At 64.2% G+C, this 17,400-nt stretch carries 18 protein-coding genes; 12 read left to right on the forward strand and 6 right to left on the reverse strand.

The window, feature by feature from the left end; all coding sequences use genetic code 11:
- Window position 1: 1 nt before the first annotated feature.
- The 3 genes from urtC to urtA all read right to left on the reverse strand — a co-directional run bounded on the left by urtC (window position 2) and on the right by urtA (window position 4,200).
- Window positions 2–1,174, reverse strand: coding sequence for an urea ABC transporter permease subunit UrtC (gene urtC, locus JQ639_RS16645; RefSeq protein ID WP_211966668.1), 1,173 nt, complete (start codon window positions 1,172–1,174; stop codon window positions 2–4).
- On the reverse strand, window positions 1,171–2,763 hold the full coding sequence (gene urtB, locus JQ639_RS16650; RefSeq protein WP_249123214.1) for an urea ABC transporter permease subunit UrtB: 1,593 nt from the start codon (window positions 2,761–2,763) through the stop codon (window positions 1,171–1,173). Before urtB ends, urtC begins: the two co-directional genes overlap by 4 nt.
- A gap of 114 nt (window positions 2,764–2,877) precedes the next feature.
- On the reverse strand, window positions 2,878–4,200 hold the full coding sequence (gene urtA, locus JQ639_RS16655) for an urea ABC transporter substrate-binding protein (RefSeq protein WP_211966666.1): 1,323 nt from the start codon (window positions 4,198–4,200) through the stop codon (window positions 2,878–2,880).
- Between the two features lie 543 nt (window positions 4,201–4,743).
- Here urtA and JQ639_RS16660 point away from each other — a divergent pair.
- The 3 genes from JQ639_RS16660 (at window position 4,744) to JQ639_RS16670 (ending at window position 6,995) form a co-directional block, all read left to right on the forward strand.
- The gene (locus tag JQ639_RS16660; RefSeq protein ID WP_211966665.1) at window positions 4,744–6,174 is read left to right on the forward strand and encodes a DEAD/DEAH box helicase; all 1,431 of its coding nucleotides are present in this window, start codon (window positions 4,744–4,746) and stop codon (window positions 6,172–6,174) included.
- 36 nt (window positions 6,175–6,210) lie between these two features.
- Window positions 6,211–6,492: a translation initiation factor IF-1 gene (gene infA / locus JQ639_RS16665; RefSeq protein ID WP_211966664.1), complete on the forward strand. Its 282-nt coding sequence runs from the start codon at window positions 6,211–6,213 to the stop codon at window positions 6,490–6,492.
- Between the two features lie 290 nt (window positions 6,493–6,782).
- Window positions 6,783–6,995 carry a cold-shock protein gene (locus JQ639_RS16670; RefSeq protein WP_025588297.1) on the forward strand — a complete coding sequence of 71 codons (213 nt, stop codon included), beginning with the start codon at window positions 6,783–6,785 and terminating at the stop codon, window positions 6,993–6,995.
- 98 nt (window positions 6,996–7,093) lie between these two features.
- Here JQ639_RS16670 and JQ639_RS16675 read toward each other — a convergent pair whose 3' ends face one another.
- The 3 genes from JQ639_RS16675 to JQ639_RS16685 all read right to left on the reverse strand — a co-directional run bounded on the left by JQ639_RS16675 (window position 7,094) and on the right by JQ639_RS16685 (window position 8,975).
- Window positions 7,094–7,660 carry a TadE/TadG family type IV pilus assembly protein gene (locus tag JQ639_RS16675; protein WP_249123168.1) on the reverse strand — a complete coding sequence of 189 codons (567 nt, stop codon included), beginning with the start codon at window positions 7,658–7,660 and terminating at the stop codon, window positions 7,094–7,096.
- A 28-nt stretch (window positions 7,661–7,688) separates the two neighbouring features.
- Entirely contained in the window at window positions 7,689–8,273 is a 585-nt protein-coding gene (locus tag JQ639_RS16680; RefSeq protein WP_211966662.1) for a TadE/TadG family type IV pilus assembly protein, read from the reverse strand.
- 177 nt (window positions 8,274–8,450) lie between these two features.
- Window positions 8,451–8,975 (reverse strand): pilus assembly protein N-terminal domain-containing protein, encoded by a 525-nt coding sequence (locus JQ639_RS16685; RefSeq protein ID WP_211966661.1) that lies wholly within the window; start codon window positions 8,973–8,975, stop codon window positions 8,451–8,453.
- A 380-nt stretch (window positions 8,976–9,355) separates the two neighbouring features.
- Between JQ639_RS16685 and JQ639_RS16690 the strand changes: the two genes are divergently transcribed.
- The 9 genes from JQ639_RS16690 to JQ639_RS16730 all read left to right on the forward strand — a co-directional run bounded on the left by JQ639_RS16690 (window position 9,356) and on the right by JQ639_RS16730 (window position 17,394).
- Window positions 9,356–9,532: a Flp family type IVb pilin gene (locus JQ639_RS16690; protein ID WP_211966660.1), complete on the forward strand. Its 177-nt coding sequence runs from the start codon at window positions 9,356–9,358 to the stop codon at window positions 9,530–9,532.
- A 113-nt stretch (window positions 9,533–9,645) separates the two neighbouring features.
- On the forward strand, window positions 9,646–9,789 hold the full coding sequence (locus JQ639_RS16695; RefSeq protein WP_211966659.1) for a hypothetical protein: 144 nt from the start codon (window positions 9,646–9,648) through the stop codon (window positions 9,787–9,789).
- 104 nt (window positions 9,790–9,893) lie between these two features.
- Window positions 9,894–10,418 carry an A24 family peptidase gene (locus tag JQ639_RS16700; protein ID WP_211966658.1) on the forward strand — a complete coding sequence of 175 codons (525 nt, stop codon included), beginning with the start codon at window positions 9,894–9,896 and terminating at the stop codon, window positions 10,416–10,418.
- 127 nt (window positions 10,419–10,545) lie between these two features.
- A complete protein-coding gene (gene cpaB / locus JQ639_RS16705) occupies window positions 10,546–11,334 on the forward strand; it encodes a Flp pilus assembly protein CpaB (protein ID WP_211966657.1) in 789 nt (262 codons plus the stop codon).
- 16 nt (window positions 11,335–11,350) lie between these two features.
- Window positions 11,351–12,832 (forward strand): type II and III secretion system protein family protein, encoded by a 1,482-nt coding sequence (locus JQ639_RS16710; RefSeq protein ID WP_211966656.1) that lies wholly within the window; start codon window positions 11,351–11,353, stop codon window positions 12,830–12,832.
- Between the two features lie 14 nt (window positions 12,833–12,846).
- Complete coding sequence (locus JQ639_RS16715) at window positions 12,847–13,596, forward strand: CpaD family pilus assembly protein (RefSeq protein WP_211966655.1); 750 nt, start codon at window positions 12,847–12,849, stop codon at window positions 13,594–13,596.
- On the forward strand, window positions 13,593–14,855 hold the full coding sequence (locus tag JQ639_RS16720) for a CpaE/TadZ family protein (protein ID WP_211966654.1): 1,263 nt from the start codon (window positions 13,593–13,595) through the stop codon (window positions 14,853–14,855). Before JQ639_RS16715 ends, JQ639_RS16720 begins: the two co-directional genes overlap by 4 nt.
- Before the next feature lie 21 nt (window positions 14,856–14,876).
- Window positions 14,877–16,334 carry a TadA family conjugal transfer-associated ATPase gene (locus JQ639_RS16725; RefSeq protein ID WP_211966653.1) on the forward strand — a complete coding sequence of 486 codons (1,458 nt, stop codon included), beginning with the start codon at window positions 14,877–14,879 and terminating at the stop codon, window positions 16,332–16,334.
- Window positions 16,335–16,419: 85 nt separating this feature from the next.
- On the forward strand, window positions 16,420–17,394 hold the full coding sequence (locus JQ639_RS16730) for a type II secretion system F family protein (protein ID WP_211966652.1): 975 nt from the start codon (window positions 16,420–16,422) through the stop codon (window positions 17,392–17,394).
- Window positions 17,395–17,400: the final 6 nt, after the last annotated feature.

Genomic DNA, 17,400 nt, shown 5'->3' on the forward strand with positions numbered 1-17,400 from the left:
CTTACTCCGCGAGGCGGGGGTTGCTGATGCCGTCCTCGCGCGCGGCGCTGGCGGCTGCGGCCTCGGAGGCACGGCGGGCGCGCCCCGTCTCCCACATGGCCTGCACGGTTCCGACGATGCCCTTGGGCAGCAGCAGCGTCACCAGGATGAACAGCGCGCCGAGCATGAACAGCCAGTACGGCGCGAGCAGACCGGAGGTGAACACCGTCTTGGCATAGTTGACCAGCACGGCGCCGATCGCCGCGCCGATCAGCGTGCCGCGGCCGCCGACCGCGACCCAGATCACCGCCTCGATCGAGTTGCCGGGCGCGAACTCGCTGGGGTTGATGATGCCGACCTGTGGCACGTAGAGCGCGCCGGCGACGCCCGCCATGCACGCCGACAGCGTGAAGACGAACAGCTTGTAGGACTCGACGCGATAGCCGAGGAAGCGCGCGCGCGATTCCGCATCGCGCACCGCGATCAGCACCTTGCCGAGCTTGGAGGTGACGATCGCCCGGCAGATCACGAAGCCGAGCATCAGCGCGGCGCAGGACAGCATGAACAGCACCGCGCGCGTGCCCTGCGCCTGGACGTTGAAGCCGAGGATATCCTTGAAGTCGGTCAGGCCGTTGTTGCCGCCGAAACCGAAGTCGTTGCGGAAGAACGCCAGCAGCAGCGCATAGGTCATCGCCTGGGTGATGATCGACAGATACACGCCGGTGACACGGGAGCGAAAGGCGAGCCAGCCGAAGGCAAACGCCAGCAGTCCCGGCACCACCAGCACCATCAGCGCCGCGAACCAGAACATGTCGAAGCCGTACCAGTACCACGGCAGCTTCTGCCAGTTCAGGAACACCATGAAGTCCGGCAGCAGCGGATTGCCGTAGACGCCGCGGTTGCCGATCTGGCGCATCAGGTACATGCCCATGGCATAACCGCCGAGCGCGAAGAACGCGCCGTGGCCGAGCGAGAGAATGCCGCAATAGCCCCAGATCAGGTCGATGGAGAGCGCCAGCAGCGCGTAGCAGATATACTTGCCGAACAACGAGATCAAATAGGTCGGCACCTGCAGCGGCGATGTCTCCGGCAGCAGCAGGTTCGACAGAGGCAGCACGATGCCGATCGCCGCGACGACCAGCAGGAACGCGGTCGCGCTGCGGTTGAGCGAGCGGGTGAGGAAATGCGGCGTCATGCTTCCACCGACCGTCCCTTGAGGGCGAACAGGCCGCGCGGCCGCTTCTGGATGAACAGGATGATCAGTACCAGGATGGTGATCTTGCCGAGCACGGCGCCGGCCATCGGCTCCAGGAACTTGTTGGCGATGCCGAGCGTCAGCGCGCCGACCAGCGTTCCCCACAGATTGCCGACGCCGCCGAACACCACCACCATGAAGGAATCGATGATGTAGCTCTGGCCGAGATTGGGGCTGACGTTGTCGATCTGCGACAACGCCACGCCGGCGATACCGGCGATCCCCGAGCCGAGCCCGAAGGTCAGTGCATCGACCCGCGATGTGGCGATGCCCATCGACGCCGCCATGCGGCGATTCTGCGTCACCGCCCGCATTTCGAGCCCGAGACTGGTGTAACGCAGCATGGCGAGCAGGATCGCGAACACCGCGAGCGTGAAGCAGATGATCCAGAGACGGTTGTAGGTGATGGTGAGCTGGCCGATCTCGAAGGCGCCGCTCATCCACGACGGGTTGCCGACCTCGCGGTTGGTCGGACCGAACATGGTGCGCACCGCCTGCTGCAGCACCAGCGAAATGCCCCAGGTGGCGAGCAGGGTTTCGAGCGGTCGGCCATAAAGGAAGCGGATGATGCTGCGCTCGATCAGCACGCCGATCAGACCGGCCACCAGGAAGGCCAGCGGCACCGCGATCAGCAGCGAGTAGTCGAACAGCGCCGGATAGCGGGTGCGGATCAGCTCCTGCACCACGAAGGTGACATAGGCACCGATCATCACCATCTCGCCATGGGCCATATTGATGACCCCCATCACGCCGAAGGTGATGGCAAGGCCGATGGCCGCAAGCAGCAGCACCGATCCCAGGGAAAGGCCGTACCAGGCGTTTTGCGCCATCGACCAGATGGCGAGGCTGTTCTGGATCGCGGTGACGGCGCTCGCGGCCGAGCGCAGTACGCCGGGCGAGGTGTCGGACGGCAGCCCGGACAGCAGGGCCAGCGCTTCCTGATCGCCGCGGCTGCGCACGGTGGCCACCGCCTCGATCTTGTCGGCTTCGCTGGCATCCGCCTTGAACAGCAGGATAGCGGCGCGCGCCGAGGCGAACGCCCGCTTCGCGGCGCTGTTGGTTTCCTTCTGCAGCGCGCTCTCGATCGCCGGCAGATCGGCGACGTCATGGGTCTTGAAGACCGACTGCGCCGCGAGGATGCGCTTGGCCGGATCGGGCGACTGCAGCGTCAGGCTCGAAATCGCCGCGTCCACCGACCGGCGCAGGCGGTTGTTGAGACGCACCGCATCGAGGCCCGCAGCGTCGACACCACTGGCCGCCGTGCCGGTGGCCGCATCGACCAGGGCGCCGTCGGGCTGCTTGATGTAAACCTTCCTGTCCTGCCCGCTGGCGAGCAGGCGGCCATCCTGCAGCGCGCTGATGATCGGATAGGCGCGCGGATGGCCACTGGCGACGAGCGCGCTGATGGCCTCGTCGGTATCGGAAAACGAATCGTTGGCGAACTGGCCGACGGCATCCTCCAACGCACCGGCCGACGCCGGCGACACGGCAAAGAGGCAGGAAACGGCGATCAGCGCCAGCGCGAACAGCGGCGCGCCGCAACGGAAAAGGAATCTGGCAAACACGTCACAACCCCGGCGGAGGAAGAAGGGGAAGGCGGCGACAATCGCCGCCTTCCGCAAGTTGACGGGAGGAAGATGAGGTCAGGAGCCCTGACCGCCGCACTTGTTGGTCTTGGTGTTCCAGTTGCCGCACTTCTTGCCGACCCAGTCGCCGACCAGATCCTTGGAGCCTTCCAGCTCCTTCGACCAGGCATCGCCGGGGACGAGGCCCGGGGTCTTCCACACGACGTCGAACTGGCCGTCGGCCTTGATCTCGCCGATGAACACCGGCTTGGTGATGTGGTGGTTCGGCAGCATCTCCGACACGCCACCCGTGAGGTTGGCCTGCTTGGTGCCCGGCAGCGCGTCGATGACCTTGTCCGGATCGATCGACTTCGCTTTCTCGACCGCCTTCACCCACATGTTGAAGCCGATGTAGTGCGCTTCCATCGGGTCGTTGGTGACGCGCTTCGGGTTCTTGGTGAACGCTCTCCACTCCTTGATGAAGGTTTCGTTCGCCGGGGTCTTGATCGATTCGAAGTAGTTCCAGGCGGCGAGATGGCCGATCAGCGGCTTGGTGTCGATGCCGGCGAGCTCTTCCTCGCCCACCGAGAACGCGACCACCGGAATGTCGGTCGCCTTGATGCCCTGGTTGCCGAGCTCCTTGTAGAACGGAACGTTGGCGTCGCCGTTGATGGTCGAGACCACTGCGGTCTTCTTGCCCGCCGAGCCGAACTTTTTGATGTCGGCGACGATGGTCTGCCAGTCGGAGTGACCGAACGGCGTGTAGTTGATCATGATGTCGTCCTGGGCCACGCCCTTGGACTTCAGGTAGGCCTCGAGGATCTTGTTGGTGGTGCGCGGATAGACGTAGTCGGTGCCAGCGAGCACCCAGCGCTTCACCTTCTCTTCCTTCATCAGGTAGTCGACCGCCGGGATCGCCTGCTGGTTCGGTGCCGCGCCGGTGTAGAACACGTTGCGCTCGCTCTCCTCACCCTCGTACTGCACGGGATAGAACAGGATCGAGTTCAGTTCCTTGAACACCGGCAGCACCGACTTGCGCGACACCGAGGTCCAGCAGCCGAACACCACCGCGACCTTGTCCTTGGTGATCAGCTCGCGGGCCTTCTCGGCGAACAGCGGCCAGTTCGAGGCCGGATCGACCACCACGGCCTCCAGCTTCTTGCCGAGCACGCCGCCCTTCTTGTTCTGCTCGTCGATCATGAACAGGATGGTGTCTTTCAGCGTGGTCTCGCTGATCGCCATCGTGCCCGACAGCGAGTGCAGGACGCCGACCTTGATGGTGTCATCCGCAGCCTGCGCCGCGCCGAAGGTCGAAAGGCCGAGGGCCACGCCCGCGGTGGCCGCCAGAACCCTGCGGCGGCTGAACGGCCGCCCGAGGGCCGAGGTCAATTGAGTAAACATGCGATGTCATCTCCCTGACGCAGACAAAAACCCTGCTGAACAGCCGCTGGCCGTCTGCGCTCAGGGAATCGCAAGAAGCATGCCACCTCGCACACAATGAATATCTATCTGATAAAACTGACATATTTTATATTTTCACGCTCGGGAACCCGGCACGCTGCCTAAATGACAGACACGGAACATGACTGCCTAATTTGCAGATAGATCATTTTGTGTGCAGAAATCGATTGCTGGCTAATTTCTTGGCACGGACTGCAGGCGACGGCCCAGCGCAACGGACGTGACACTACAATCCCGCCAATCCCCGCAATTCATCTTGAAAGCGCCGCCTTCGTGGCTCATATAACCGCCGCGACCTTGAATCGTATCGTCAGGTCTTGCGGGCTGCGTGTTCGGATCTGTTGTCGTATTGTCTGCAACGGTATCCGGCTTGCCTTTTTCACCTAACCCAACTGACGCCCCAGACACGCGGGTGTCCCACGATACCCGCCCGCACCAGGCGTTTGGCCTGCTGCGCGCACTGACTCGTAAGAAAGATCCACTTTGACCTCTTTTCAGGATTTCGGCCTTGCCGATCCCATCGCGCGTGCTCTGAACGAAGAAAACTACGTCACGCCCACGCCCATCCAGGCACAAACCATCCCTCTCGCACTGACCGGCCGTGACGTGGTCGGCATCGCCCAGACCGGCACCGGCAAGACCGCCTCCTTCGCGCTGCCGATCCTCCACCGCCTGCTCGAGAGCCGCATCCGTCCGCAGCCCAAGCACTGCCGCGTCCTGGTGCTGAGTCCGACGCGCGAGCTGTCCGGGCAGATCCTCGACAGCTTCAACGCCTACGGCCGCCACCTGCGCATTTCGGCCGCCCTCGCCATCGGCGGCGTGCCGATGGGCCGCCAGGTTCGCGCCCTGATGCAGGGCGTCGAGATCCTGGTCGCCACCCCGGGCCGCCTTCTCGACCTCGTCCAGGGCAATGCGCTCAAGCTCAGCCAGGTCGAATTCCTGGTGCTCGACGAAGCCGACCGCATGCTCGACATGGGCTTCATCAACGACATCCGTAAAATCGTCGCCAAGCTCCCGATCAAGCGGCAGACGCTGTTCTTCTCGGCCACCATGCCCAAGGACATCGCCGAGCTCGCCGACAGCATGCTGCGCGACCCGGCACGGGTGGCGGTTACACCGGTGTCCTCGACCGCCGAGCGGATCGCCCAGCGCATCATCCAGCTCGACCATTCTGCCAAACCGGCGGTGCTGGCCGAAATCCTCAAGCAGGAGCAGATCAACCGGGCGCTGGTGTTCACCCGCACCAAGCATGGCGCCGACAAGGTAGTGAAGGTGCTGGCCAAGGCCGGCATTGCCGCCAACGCCATCCATGGCAACAAGTCCCAGAACCACCGCGAGCGTGTTCTGGCGGCATTTCGCTCCGGCGAGATCCGCACCCTGGTGGCGACCGATATCGCCGCCCGCGGCATCGACGTCGATGGCGTCAGCCATGTGGTCAACTTCGACCTGCCGAACGTGCCGGAAACCTACGTCCACCGCATCGGCCGCACGGCCCGGGCCGGCGCCGAGGGTGTCGCCATCTCGCTGTGCGCCGGCGAAGAGGCCGCCTATCTCCGGGACATCGAGAAGCTGATCCGGGTCAAGCTGCCACGGGAAGACCGCCGCTCGGCCGGCCAGCAGGAGGCCGCGCCTGAGAGCCGCTCCGGCGGCAGGCCGCAGCAGCCGTCCCGTCCCCATCACGCCGCACAGCACCCCAAGCCGGCGCGCGGGGATGCCCCGGCGACTGCCGGCAAGGGCAAGCGCCGTCGGCGCCGTGGCAACGGCAACGGCCTGGCGGGTTCAGGCGGGCAGCCGGCGAACCGCCACGAACCGTCGCGGTCGCCTCACAGCAGCCCGGGTGAGGGCATCCAGGGCGTGGCTTTCATGCGCCGCGACAGCAATCGCCCCCAGCGCCAGCCGCAGCGACAGCACTAACCGTCACTCTCAGAACAATCCGATCCGGAGAATTCCATGGCGAAAGAAGAACTGATCCAGTTTGAGGGGCTCGTCACCGAAATCCTTCCCGACGCCCGCTATCGTGTCCAGCTCGACGCCGGACATGAAATCATTGCCTACACCGCGGGCAAGATGAAGAAAAACCGCATCAAGACCCTGGCCGGGGACCGCGTCACGATCGAGATGTCACCCTACGATCTGGAAAAGGGCCGGCTCATTTTCCGCCACAAGGACGAGCGTCCGGCCGGCGGCCCGCCCCGCAGCGGCCCGCCGCGCGGCCAGTTCCGCCGCCGTTGACGCTAGCGCGCAACTGAAGCACATTCCGGGTCCCTGCACGTTCCGCGTGCAGGGACCCACTATATTTAAGGCACTTTGGCAACTTGCAAAAAAATCCCGCACGTCAGGATTGTTTGAAAACCCGTTTTCCCTTATGACTGGGAGTATCGATTTTCGGCTGGACGACATTAGCTATCCACCGGTACAGCCGGGTAACGCTGACGACCCTTCCAAAATTCGATCATAAACGGCTCGTGTTGCCTCGTGTAACGATGAGCACTGACTACACTATCTGAGAAGGGACTACCCCCGTGAGCATGGGCACTGTTAAGTGGTTTAACGCGACCAAAGGCTATGGTTTCATTCAGCCGGACGACGGCGGCAACGATGTGTTCGTTCACATCAGCGCTGTCGAGCGCGCCGGTCTCGGCACTCTCCGTGAAGGCCAGAAGATCAGCTACGAGATCGTTGCTGATCGTCGTTCCGGCAAGTCGTCGGCCGACAACCTTCGCTCGGCAGGCTGATCATCTCGTCGCGCGCGTAAGCAGCAGACGCTGAATCGATCGGAAAAGGCCGCACCCTTCGGGTGCGGCCTTTCTCGTTTCGGAATATGCGTGTTTCGCTACGTGCAGCCCGTTGCGCCGTTGTAGAGCACGCAAGCCGATTGTCGCGGCCGCGCGTAGAATTGATCGCTCAGCGCAAACGCCGACTTGAAAACATAGCTGACGAACGGCGTGTAGGTGTAGCTGACCTCGCTCCAGATCAGATACGTCACCTGGCCGGAAACGACGAGGCCCGACGGCACCGTCACGGACTGATTGGTCGGCCGGCCATTCCCGGTCGACGACAGGCTCCACTGGATCGTCGACTTGGTCGGCGTGCTCGTCGCGTCGATCTTGATTTGCGACACCTGCTGAACCGGCGAGCCGCCGAACGGCATCATCACATAGCTCGCCGCCGTGAACGAATTGGTGACATCGGCCGGCTTCACCGACGTGGCCTGTGCGATCAGGTCGGACAGCGTCCGCGCCGTGATGGTCACCTTGCGATCGGCCGCGATGCCGTTGCAGAGATCGTACGTGCCGAGAAAGACCAGCAGCATGAACGGCAGGATGATGGCGAACTCGACCGCCGACGCGCCACGCGTTTCCGCACGCAGCCGCAGCAGCAGTGCGCCGAGAGTTTCCAACGATCTCACAATCCGGTCTGACATGGCGCTAATAGCTGCACGACGATGACGCGGTCTGCGCGTACGGCTCGTTGCGGAAGGCAGCCGAGGCCTGCAGCAGATACTGGCCGCCCGTCATGTTCGCGACGTTGAAGCCGAGCCCGGTGACGAACAACCGCCAGGGATAGAAGACACGAACAACGACGACGGACGCCGGCGTTCCCATGTTGAACTGGAAATCGGTCCGCAGGTTGCCGGTGTTGTCGATCGGGCTCTGCGGCGTGGCGACCTGTGAAAAGCAGGGATAGCTGCGGACGTCGAGCGCCAGCTTGTTCTGACAGTCGAACATGATGGCGAGGCGGTTGCACACCTGCGTCTTGAACTGGGCCTGCGTATAGCCGCCGCCGGTGGCGGTCTGGGCCTGCCCCGTCATGATCAGGCGCGCGGAGTCCTGCGTCGCCGTCTCCAGCATCTGGCCGGCAAAGAACACCAGTGCGATCTCGATGATCGCAAACAGCAGGGCAAGAAACCACGGCGCGATCAACGCGAATTCGACCGCCGCCGACGCACGACGGCTGTCGCGGAAGCGGAGGAGCGTGGCGCGGATGGAAGTGAAGCGAAGTGGCGACGCCATGGACGACGGTCTCGGAGGCAGCAATTATCTACCTCCCACCATAGCGAAAACTCATTGTAGAAAGCTTGCGTCCGATCCGGACAATCCTGCACGCAGCGTTAACCGCGCGTTAACCGGATCCGCCCGGCCGACGCGCCTGCCGTGAACGAGTTGCAGGGATCACAGGGAGCGCGGTGCTCAGTTCTTCGGAGCGGACGACGACGTATTGGCGGCTGCCGCCGTGGCATTGCCGGTCGCCTGACTGCTGAGCGTGCCGGCCTGTTCGAGCGTGGTGGAGAAATAGGACGATCCGTCGCCCAGAGTGATGCGCCGCTGGCAGACCGGCGTGCAACTATAAGACTCCCGCTCGACACCGCGATAGACCGTGACGAGATTCTCCGATGGACCCTCCACCTGGATGACGCGATCGACCAGCACTGTACCCTCGCGGTCGAGCGCGATGAAGTTGGTCGAGCCGTAACCCTTGCCCGTCACCACCATCATGCCACCGGCCTGCAGCGTGACATCCGCGATCAGCGGATTGCCGACGACAAGGGTCGCGACGCGTTCGGGCAGCTTGATCAGCTTGGCCTGGTCGACGATCACCGCGATCTGGTCGCCCGCGTTGCGCGCCAGCGACACCTGCGGCGGCAGCAAAAATCCGACAGCAATCGCAGCGAACTGAAGAAAGGCGCGCCCGCGGCGCGAGGGACTCGTCGACATACTCTACTCCGGGACACTGACGTGCCGGCAGAGATGATACGCATCGGAGCCGGCGCCCGACATGGCAAATGTGGCGTTAATTGATGAATGAACTGCAAACGCGCGCATCCCGACGCAAACACATCGCGGCCATGATGGATGCGACTGTCGGCGCATATTCAGCCGGATCAAGACGTTCCAGGCGAACCGGCACAACACGGAACCCCCGGTTAAGCCGACATTTACCGTCGCGACGAACGGCCCATTGTACCGCTGTTTCTTCAGTTGAATTAACTACGCTGCAATTACTGCCTTCTATGGTGACGCATGGTCGCGGCAAGCCTCGCGCTGCTCAAAACCAAGGTCAGTTTCGACAGCCACATGAATGCATGGAGCTATCTATGAAGAATCTCATTGCTCGTTTCGTCAAGGACGAGTCCGGCGCGACTGCGATCGAGTACGGCCTGATCGCTGCGGGCATCTCGCTCGCGATCATCGCTGCGGTGAACAGCCTCGGCACCACGCTGAGCGGCAAGTTCAACACCATTGCGACCAGCATTGGCGGCTCGGGCAGCTAAGACAGGCGGCCGCCTTACCAACGGCGCCGCAAAAGGGCTCCGGGCTTGCCCGGAGCCTTTTCCGTTTCTGATCGCCCCGACCGATGTCGCGATGCCGATATCACGATGCGGACATGACAATGCCCTCTCAGGAGCCATCGCACAGCGTGCGCGCCGCGCATCGCGACGCCGGCGGCGAAGCGATCCGGCTGGTCTGCGCGGCCCTGGCGCTGGCCATGGCCGTTCTGGCGTGGCGGATCACCAGCACCCTGCTGTGAAAGGGATCCGCGCCCCTCGCACGAGAGCGTTCGTTTTTTGATTGTTCACTTCTGCGATCTAGGATCCGCGCCGAACCGGCCTCCATCCTGATACGTGAACGGGCATGATCCTCGATCTCGCACGGCTGTGCTTCTTCCCCGCCCTGATGGCGTTCGCCGCGGCGAGTGACCTGCTGACGATGACCATCTCCAACCGGGTGTCGCTGCTGCTGGTGGCGGGCTTCGCGGTGCTTGCGCTGTGGGGCGGCATGTCAGGCCAGGACCTTCTCACCCACGGCGCCGCCGGCCTGATCGTGCTGACGGCGGGCTTCGCCTGCTTCGCCATGGGCTGGATCGGCGGCGGTGATGCGAAAGTGGCGTCGGCCGCTGCACTCTGGCTCGGGCTTTCACATCTTCTTAACTATCTGATCTACGCCTCGCTGTTTGGCGGCGCATTGACACTGCTGTTGCTCCAGTTCCGGCAGTGGCCGCTGCCTCACGCGCTCGGCTCCCAAAGCTGGTTGATGCGGCTGCACGGCAAGGATGCCGACATCCCCTACGGCATCGCGCTCGCCCTTGGTGCTCTCGTGGTCTATCCGGAAACGTCGTGGGTCGCAGCGGTCGACCTCGGCCGCTTCGCGCTGCACTGAGGCGGCACAGGCAAGACCTCGTTAACGTGATTTAGATACGCCTCATTAACCATGCTTTGACCTTTAGCTGGTCAAATCCCCGGACAGCGATCGGTGGGTCGCGTGTGTCTTGCGGGAAGTGAAGCGTATGAATACCGCGCGTATCGTCGTCCTGGCTCTTTCGGTCGCCGCTGGTGGCCTTGCGATCTATCTCGTCAGCGGCCAGGAGCCGAAGCAGATCGTGCAGGCACCGCCGGTGCAGCAGATCGAAACCGTCGACGTGCTGGTCGCCAAATCCGACATTCCGATGGGCCAGACCGTCACGCCCAACGACCTGCAGTGGCAGACCTGGCCCGCCGCGAACGCCAGCACCAATTTCATCCGCCGCAACGACAAGCCGGACGCGATCACCCAGCTCGTCGGCTCGATCGCGCGTTCACCGTTCATCTCCGGCGAGCCGATCCGTGAACTCAAACTGGTCAAGGGGCCGGGCTCGGGCATCATGGCCGCGATCCTGCCGTCCGGCATGCGCGCCATTTCGACCGAGATCTCGGCGGAAACCGGCGCCGGCGGCTTCATCCTGCCCAATGACCGCGTCGACGTCATCCTGTCGCGCCGCGAGAAGACCTCGGAGCATAACGGCTCCGACTCCGTGGTGTCGGAAATCATTCTCGGCAACGTGCGCGTGCTGGCGATCGATCAGACCATCGAAGAGAAAAACGGTCAGAAGGTGGTCGTCGGCAAGACCGCGACACTCGAATTGAAGCCGGAGCAGGCGGAAACGCTCGCCAAGGCGCGCCAGACCGGAACGCTGGCGCTGGCGCTGCGCAGCATCGTCGACGCCAATGCACCGCCGACGCAGGCCGACCGAATCCGGGGAAGCAGCATCAGCGTGGTTCGGTTCGGGGTGCCGACGTCCACGACGGTCCAGCGATGATGAAGGGGCGCAGGGAATGACGCGCGTTGGAAATTGGCGGCAGCTTCAGACCGGCTTCGTCCGGAGCCTGTCGTTTGCGGCGGTGACGGCCTTGACGCTGAACCCCGTGCTGTCGCCCGCGATCGCCCGCGATGCGCGCGCTCCGGCGATGCCGGCAGCGGCGAGTTCTGCCGCGAGCCAGATGAACGCCCGTTTCCTGCCGCTCGGCATCGGCAAGTCGGTGGTCGTCGACCTGCCGCGTGACGTCAAGGACGTGCTGGTGGCCGACCCGAAGATCGCCAACGCGGTGATCCGGTCGGCGCAGCGCGCCTACATCATCGGCGCCGCTGTCGGACAGACCAATATCATCTTCTTCGACAGCACTGGCGAGCAGATCGCCGCCTATGACATCGCGGTGACGCGCGACCTCAACGGCGTGCGCGCCGCGCTGCGCCAGGCCTTTCCCAACGGCGACATCCAGATCGACGGCGTCGGCGACGGCATCGTGCTGAGCGGTTCGGCCAACAGTCCGGCCGACGCGCAGCAGGCCGGCGACATCGCCGGACGGCTCGCGGGTGATCCGACCAAGGTCGTCAACAACATCGTGGTCCGCGGGCGTGACCAGGTGCTGCTGAAGGTGACCGTTGCCGAAATCCAGCGCAACATTCTCAAGCAGCTCGGCGTTGATCTCAACAACCTGAGCCTCGGCAGTTCCTCCGTTCTGAACTTCAACAACACCAACCCGTTCACCGCGAACGGTGGTCCGCTGGTCGCCAACAACGCCATCACCGGCAACTTCCCGTCGGTGAGCGCGACGCTGCGCGCGATGGAAAGCGCCGGCGTGATCCGCACCCTCGCCGAGCCGAACCTGACCGCCATCTCCGGCGAATCGGCGACGTTCGTCGCCGGCGGCGAATTCCCGATCCCGGCCGGCTACTCCTGCGATCCGACGACCCACGTCTGTACGACGCAGATCAACTTCAAGAAATTCGGCGTGTCGCTGAACTTCACCCCGTTGGTTCTGGCGGAGGGGCGGATCAGCCTGCGCGTGATGACGGAAGTCTCGGAGCTGTCGAACGACAATTCGATCACCGTTACCCAGCAGCTGTCCTCGACCACCAACAACTCGATCACGATTCCGTCGATCCGCACCCGCCGCGCCGAGACCACCCTCGAGCTTCCGTCCGGTGGCTCGATGGCGCTCGCCGGCCTGATCCAGGAACAGACCAAGCAATCGATCAACGGTCTGCCCGGGCTCACCCAGCTTCCCGTACTGGGTGCGCTGTTCCGCAGCCGCGACTATGTCAACCGGCAGACCGAACTGGTGGTGATCATCACTCCTTACGTCGTCCGTGCGGTAGCGCAGAAAGATCTCTCGCGGCCTGACGACGGCTTTGCCGACGCGTCGGATCCGCAGTCCGACCTGCTCGGCAACATCAACCGCGTCTATGGCGCCCCGGGCCGCCAGAGACCCCCGAGCCAGAACTATCGCGGCAAGTACGGCTTCATCACCGATTGAAACGGGATCGCGCAATGACCAACCATACCCATCCCGTGACATCGCCGCGCCGCTGGCGCGCAGCGCTGCTGCTGATCGGCGTCTCGATGTCGCTCGGCGGCTGCCTTACCCATACCCGCGATCCCGACAACGCGCTGGCGAGCATTCCCACCGACTACCGGCAGCGCCATCCGATCGTCATCGAGGAAGCCAACCGCACCGTCGAGGTGTTTGTCGGCAGCGGCCGTGGCGGCCTCACCGCGACCCAGCGCGCCGACGTCATCAGCCTCGGCCAGGCCTGGCTTCGCGAGGGCACCGGCACCCTGCTCATCGACCTGCCGAAGGATACGCCCAACGCCCGCGCCGCCAGTGAATCCTATCGCGAGATCCGCTCGTTGCTCTCGGCCATCGGCATTCCCGCACGCGCGGTCAGTGTCCGTGACTACACCCCGCGCGACCCACGGCAGTTCGCCACCGTGCGGCTGTCCTACCCGCGGATCGCGGCCGAGGCCGGCCCGTGCGGCCTGTGGCCGGACGATCTCGGCCCCTCGATCAAGAACAAGGTTTATGTCGAGAACAAGCCGTACCACAACTTCGGCTGCTCGACGCAACGCAACCTCGCCGCCATGGTCGAGAACCCGTCGGATCTCGTCCAGCCGCGGCCCGAGACACCGCCCTATACGGCGCGGCGCTCCATCGCGTTCGAGAAATACCGCAAGGGCAATCCGACCGCGACGAACTACAGCGACAGCGACAAGGCCAAACTGAGCGATCTCGGAAAATGATCAGCTACGCACGCCAGACACCGGATAGCGAAGCGGCTCCCCCGGCCGCCGAGGAACACATCGCACCGGCACCCCGCGTGTCGGTGCAGGCGTTCTGCGAAACGGTCGAAACCGCCGCGGCGGTACAGTCCGCGGGCGAGGACCGCCGCCTCGGCAAGGCTCACATCAAGATCCAGATGGGCGGCACCATCGCCGCGATCGAGGCCTATCGCAGCGCGCCGACGCCGAACGTCATCGTGCTGGAAACCGACGGCCGCGGCGACATTCTCGGCGGCCTCGACCAGCTCGCCACCGTGTGCGATCCCGGCACCCGCGTCGTCGTGGTCGGTCGCATCAACGACGTCACGCTGTACCGCGAGCTGGTGCGGCGCGGCGTCAGCGACTATCTGATCGCGCCGATCTCGGCGATCGACATCGTACGTTCGATCTGCGGCCTGTTCTCGACGCCGGAGGCCAAGGCCGTCGGGCGCATCATCGCCGTCGTCGGCGCCAAGGGCGGCGTCGGTGCGTCGACCATCTCTCACAACATCGCCTGGGCCATCGCCCGCGATCTCGCGCTCGATTCCGTCGTCGCCGACCTCGACCTCGCCTTTGGCACCGCTGGCCTCGATTACAACCAGGACCCGCCGCAGGGCATCGCTGAAGCAGTGTTCTCGCCGGATCGTGTCGACACGGCGTTCATCGACCGCCTGCTGTCGAAGTGCACCGACCATCTCAGCCTGCTGGCGGCGCCGGCGACCCTCGACCGCGTCTACGACTTCGGAGCTGAAGCGTTCGATTCGATCTTCGACACCCTGCGCAACGCGGTGCCCTGCATCGTGCTCGACGTTCCGCATCAGTGGTCCGGCTGGTCGAAGCGCGCGCTGATCAATGCCGACGATATCCTGATCGTCGCCGAGCCCGATCTCGCCAATCTGCGCAACACCAAAAACCTGTTCGACCTGCTGAAGGCGGCTCGCCCCAACGATCGCATGCCGTCCTACTGCCTGAACAAGACCGGCATGCCGAAGCGGCCGGAGATCGGCACCAAGGAGTTCGCGAAAGCGATCGAGAGCGATCCCATCGCGTCGATTCCGTTCGAGCCACAGATTTTCGGCGTCGCGGCCAACAACGGCCAGATGATTGCCGAGGTTGCCGCCAATCATCGCGCCGCGGAAATGTTTCTGCAGATCGCCCAACGGCTGACTGGCCGCGGCGAAACCAAAAAGCAGCGGACGTCGCTGCTTGCGCCGCTACTGGGCAAGCTGCGATCGAAGTAGTCTATCGCGTGGAGTGGTATCGTGTTCGGTAAGCGTAATGGAGCTGAAACCCAGACCCGGACGGTAAGGCCGGCAGCGATCGAGGCTGCGCCGGCGCCGGCCGCACGGGCGCCCGAACCCACGATCTCCTCGCCGCCGCTGGCACCGATGCGCGCCCCGGCACCGGCCCCGAGCGCCGAGGTCCGCCGCTCCGACAACTACTACCAGGTCAAGGCAACCATCTTCGGCGCGCTGATCGAGGCGATCGACCTCGCCCAGCTCGCCAAACTCGACGGCGAGTCCGCGCGCGAGGAAATCCGCGACATCGTCAACGAGATCATCGCGATCAAGAACATCGTGATGTCGATCGCCGAACAGGAAGAACTGCTCGACGACATCTGCAACGACGTTCTCGGCTATGGTCCGCTCGAACCGTTGCTGGCGCGCGACGACATCGCCGACATCATGGTGAACGGCGCCAATACCGTCTACATCGAAGTCGCGGGCAAGATCCAGAAGACCGGCATCCGCTTCCGCGACAACCAGCAGCTGCTCAACATCTGCCAGCGCATCGTCAGCCAGGTCGGCCGGCGCGTCGACGAATCGTCGCCGATCTGCGACGCCCGTCTTGCCGACGGCTCGCGCGTCAACGCCATCGTCGAACCGCTGGCCCTCGACGGCCCCGTCCTGACGATCCGCAAGTTCAAGCGCGACAAGCTCACGCTGGACCAGCTCGTGCGGTTTGGCGCCATCTCGATTGAAGGCGCCGAAATCCTCAAGATCATCGGCCGTGTCCGCTGCAACGTGCTGATCTCCGGCGGCACCGGCTCGGGCAAGACCACGCTGCTGAACTGCCTGACCAACTACATCGACCACGACGAGCGCGTCATCACCTGCGAGGACGCCGCCGAACTGCAGCTACAGCAGCCGCACACGGTGCGCCTCGAAACCCGTCCGCCGAACCTCGAGGGCGAGGGCCAGATCACGATGCGCGACCTGGTGCGCAACTGTCTGCGTATGCGCCCCGAACGCATCATCGTCGGCGAAGTCCGCGGCCCCGAGGCGTTCGACCTGCTGCAGGCGATGAACACCGGCCACGACGGCTCGATGGGCACGCTGCATGCCAACAATCCGCGCGAGGCGCTGTCGCGTTGCGAATCGATGATCACGATGGGCGGCTTCTCGCTGCCGTCGCGCACCATCCGGGAAATGATCTGCTCGTCGATCGACGTCATCATCCAGGCTGCGCGCCTGCGCGACGGCTCGCGCCGCATCACCCACATCAGCGAAGTGATCGGCATGGAAGGCGAGACCATCATCACCCAGGACATCTTCCTCTACGATATCGTCGGCGAGGATGCCGACGGCCGGATCATCGGCCGGCATCGTTCCACCGGCATCGGACGGCCCAAATTCTGGGAACGCGCCCGCTACTATGGCGAGGAAAAGCGCCTCGCCGCGGCGCTCGACGCCGCGGAGGTCGCGGTCGGCAGCGCCTGACACCCGCCGCCGCGCGGACTGGACAACACGACCGGGCGAACAGCCGAAAGGTGGCTTTGCCGGTCGCGATTTCGGAGCAAGAGATATGAATATGCAGTCGCTTGCCCTCGCCTTTCTCGCCGCCATCACCGTCGGCGGCATCGCCTGGGTTTTCCTCTATCCGCTGCTCTCCGGTGAGCGCCAGAGCGAGAAGCGTCGTGCCGCGCTGGCGCGAACGGAGCCGGTCGTGCGCGCCAGCGACCGCAACCAGCGCAGCCGCCGCGAGCAGGTCGAGGATTCCCTGAAGGAAATCGAACAGCGCAACAAGAAGGCGCAGAACGTCGCCCTGACGACCCGCATCTCGCAGGCGGGCCTGAACTGGTCGAAGCAGAAGTTCATGACGATTTCCGGCGTCCTCGGCGCGGTGTTCTTTCTCGGGCCGTTCGCGCTCGGCGCCGGCTTGCTGCCGGCACTCGGCCTCGGCTTTGCGGCCGGCTTCGGCCTGCCGCGCTGGGTCCTCGGATTCCTGAAGCGCCGCCGCGAGAAGAAGTTCCTCGATGCGCTTCCGGACGCGGTCGACGTCATCACGCGCGGCATCAAGTCCGGTCTGCCGCTGTTCGATTCCATCCGCATGGTGGCCGCCGAATCGCCCGAGCCCCTGCGCAGCGAATTCTCTGCCATTGTCGAGACCCAAACGATCGGCATGCCGCTGGCGGAAGCCTGTGCGCGCCTGTACGATCGCATGCCACTACCCGAAGCCAACTTCTTCGGCATCGTCATCGCCATCCAGCAGAAGTCCGGCGGCAACCTCTCCGAAGCGCTCGGCAACCTCTCCAAGGTGCTGCGAGACCGCAAGAAGATGGCCGGCAAGATCCAGGCGATGTCGACCGAAGCCAAGGCTTCGGCGGCGATCATCGGCTCGCTGCCGCCGATCGTGATGCTGCTGGTGTACATCTCGACGCCCGACTACATCGCACTGCTGTGGACCGAGCCCACCGGCCGGCTCATGCTTGCCGGCTGCGTGATCTGGATGAGCATCGGCATCTTCGTCATGAAGCGCATGATCAACTTCGATTTCTGAGGGCGG

This window comes from Bradyrhizobium sp. U87765 SZCCT0048 (genome assembly GCF_018131225.1).
GTDB lineage: Bacteria > Pseudomonadota > Alphaproteobacteria > Rhizobiales > Xanthobacteraceae > Bradyrhizobium_A.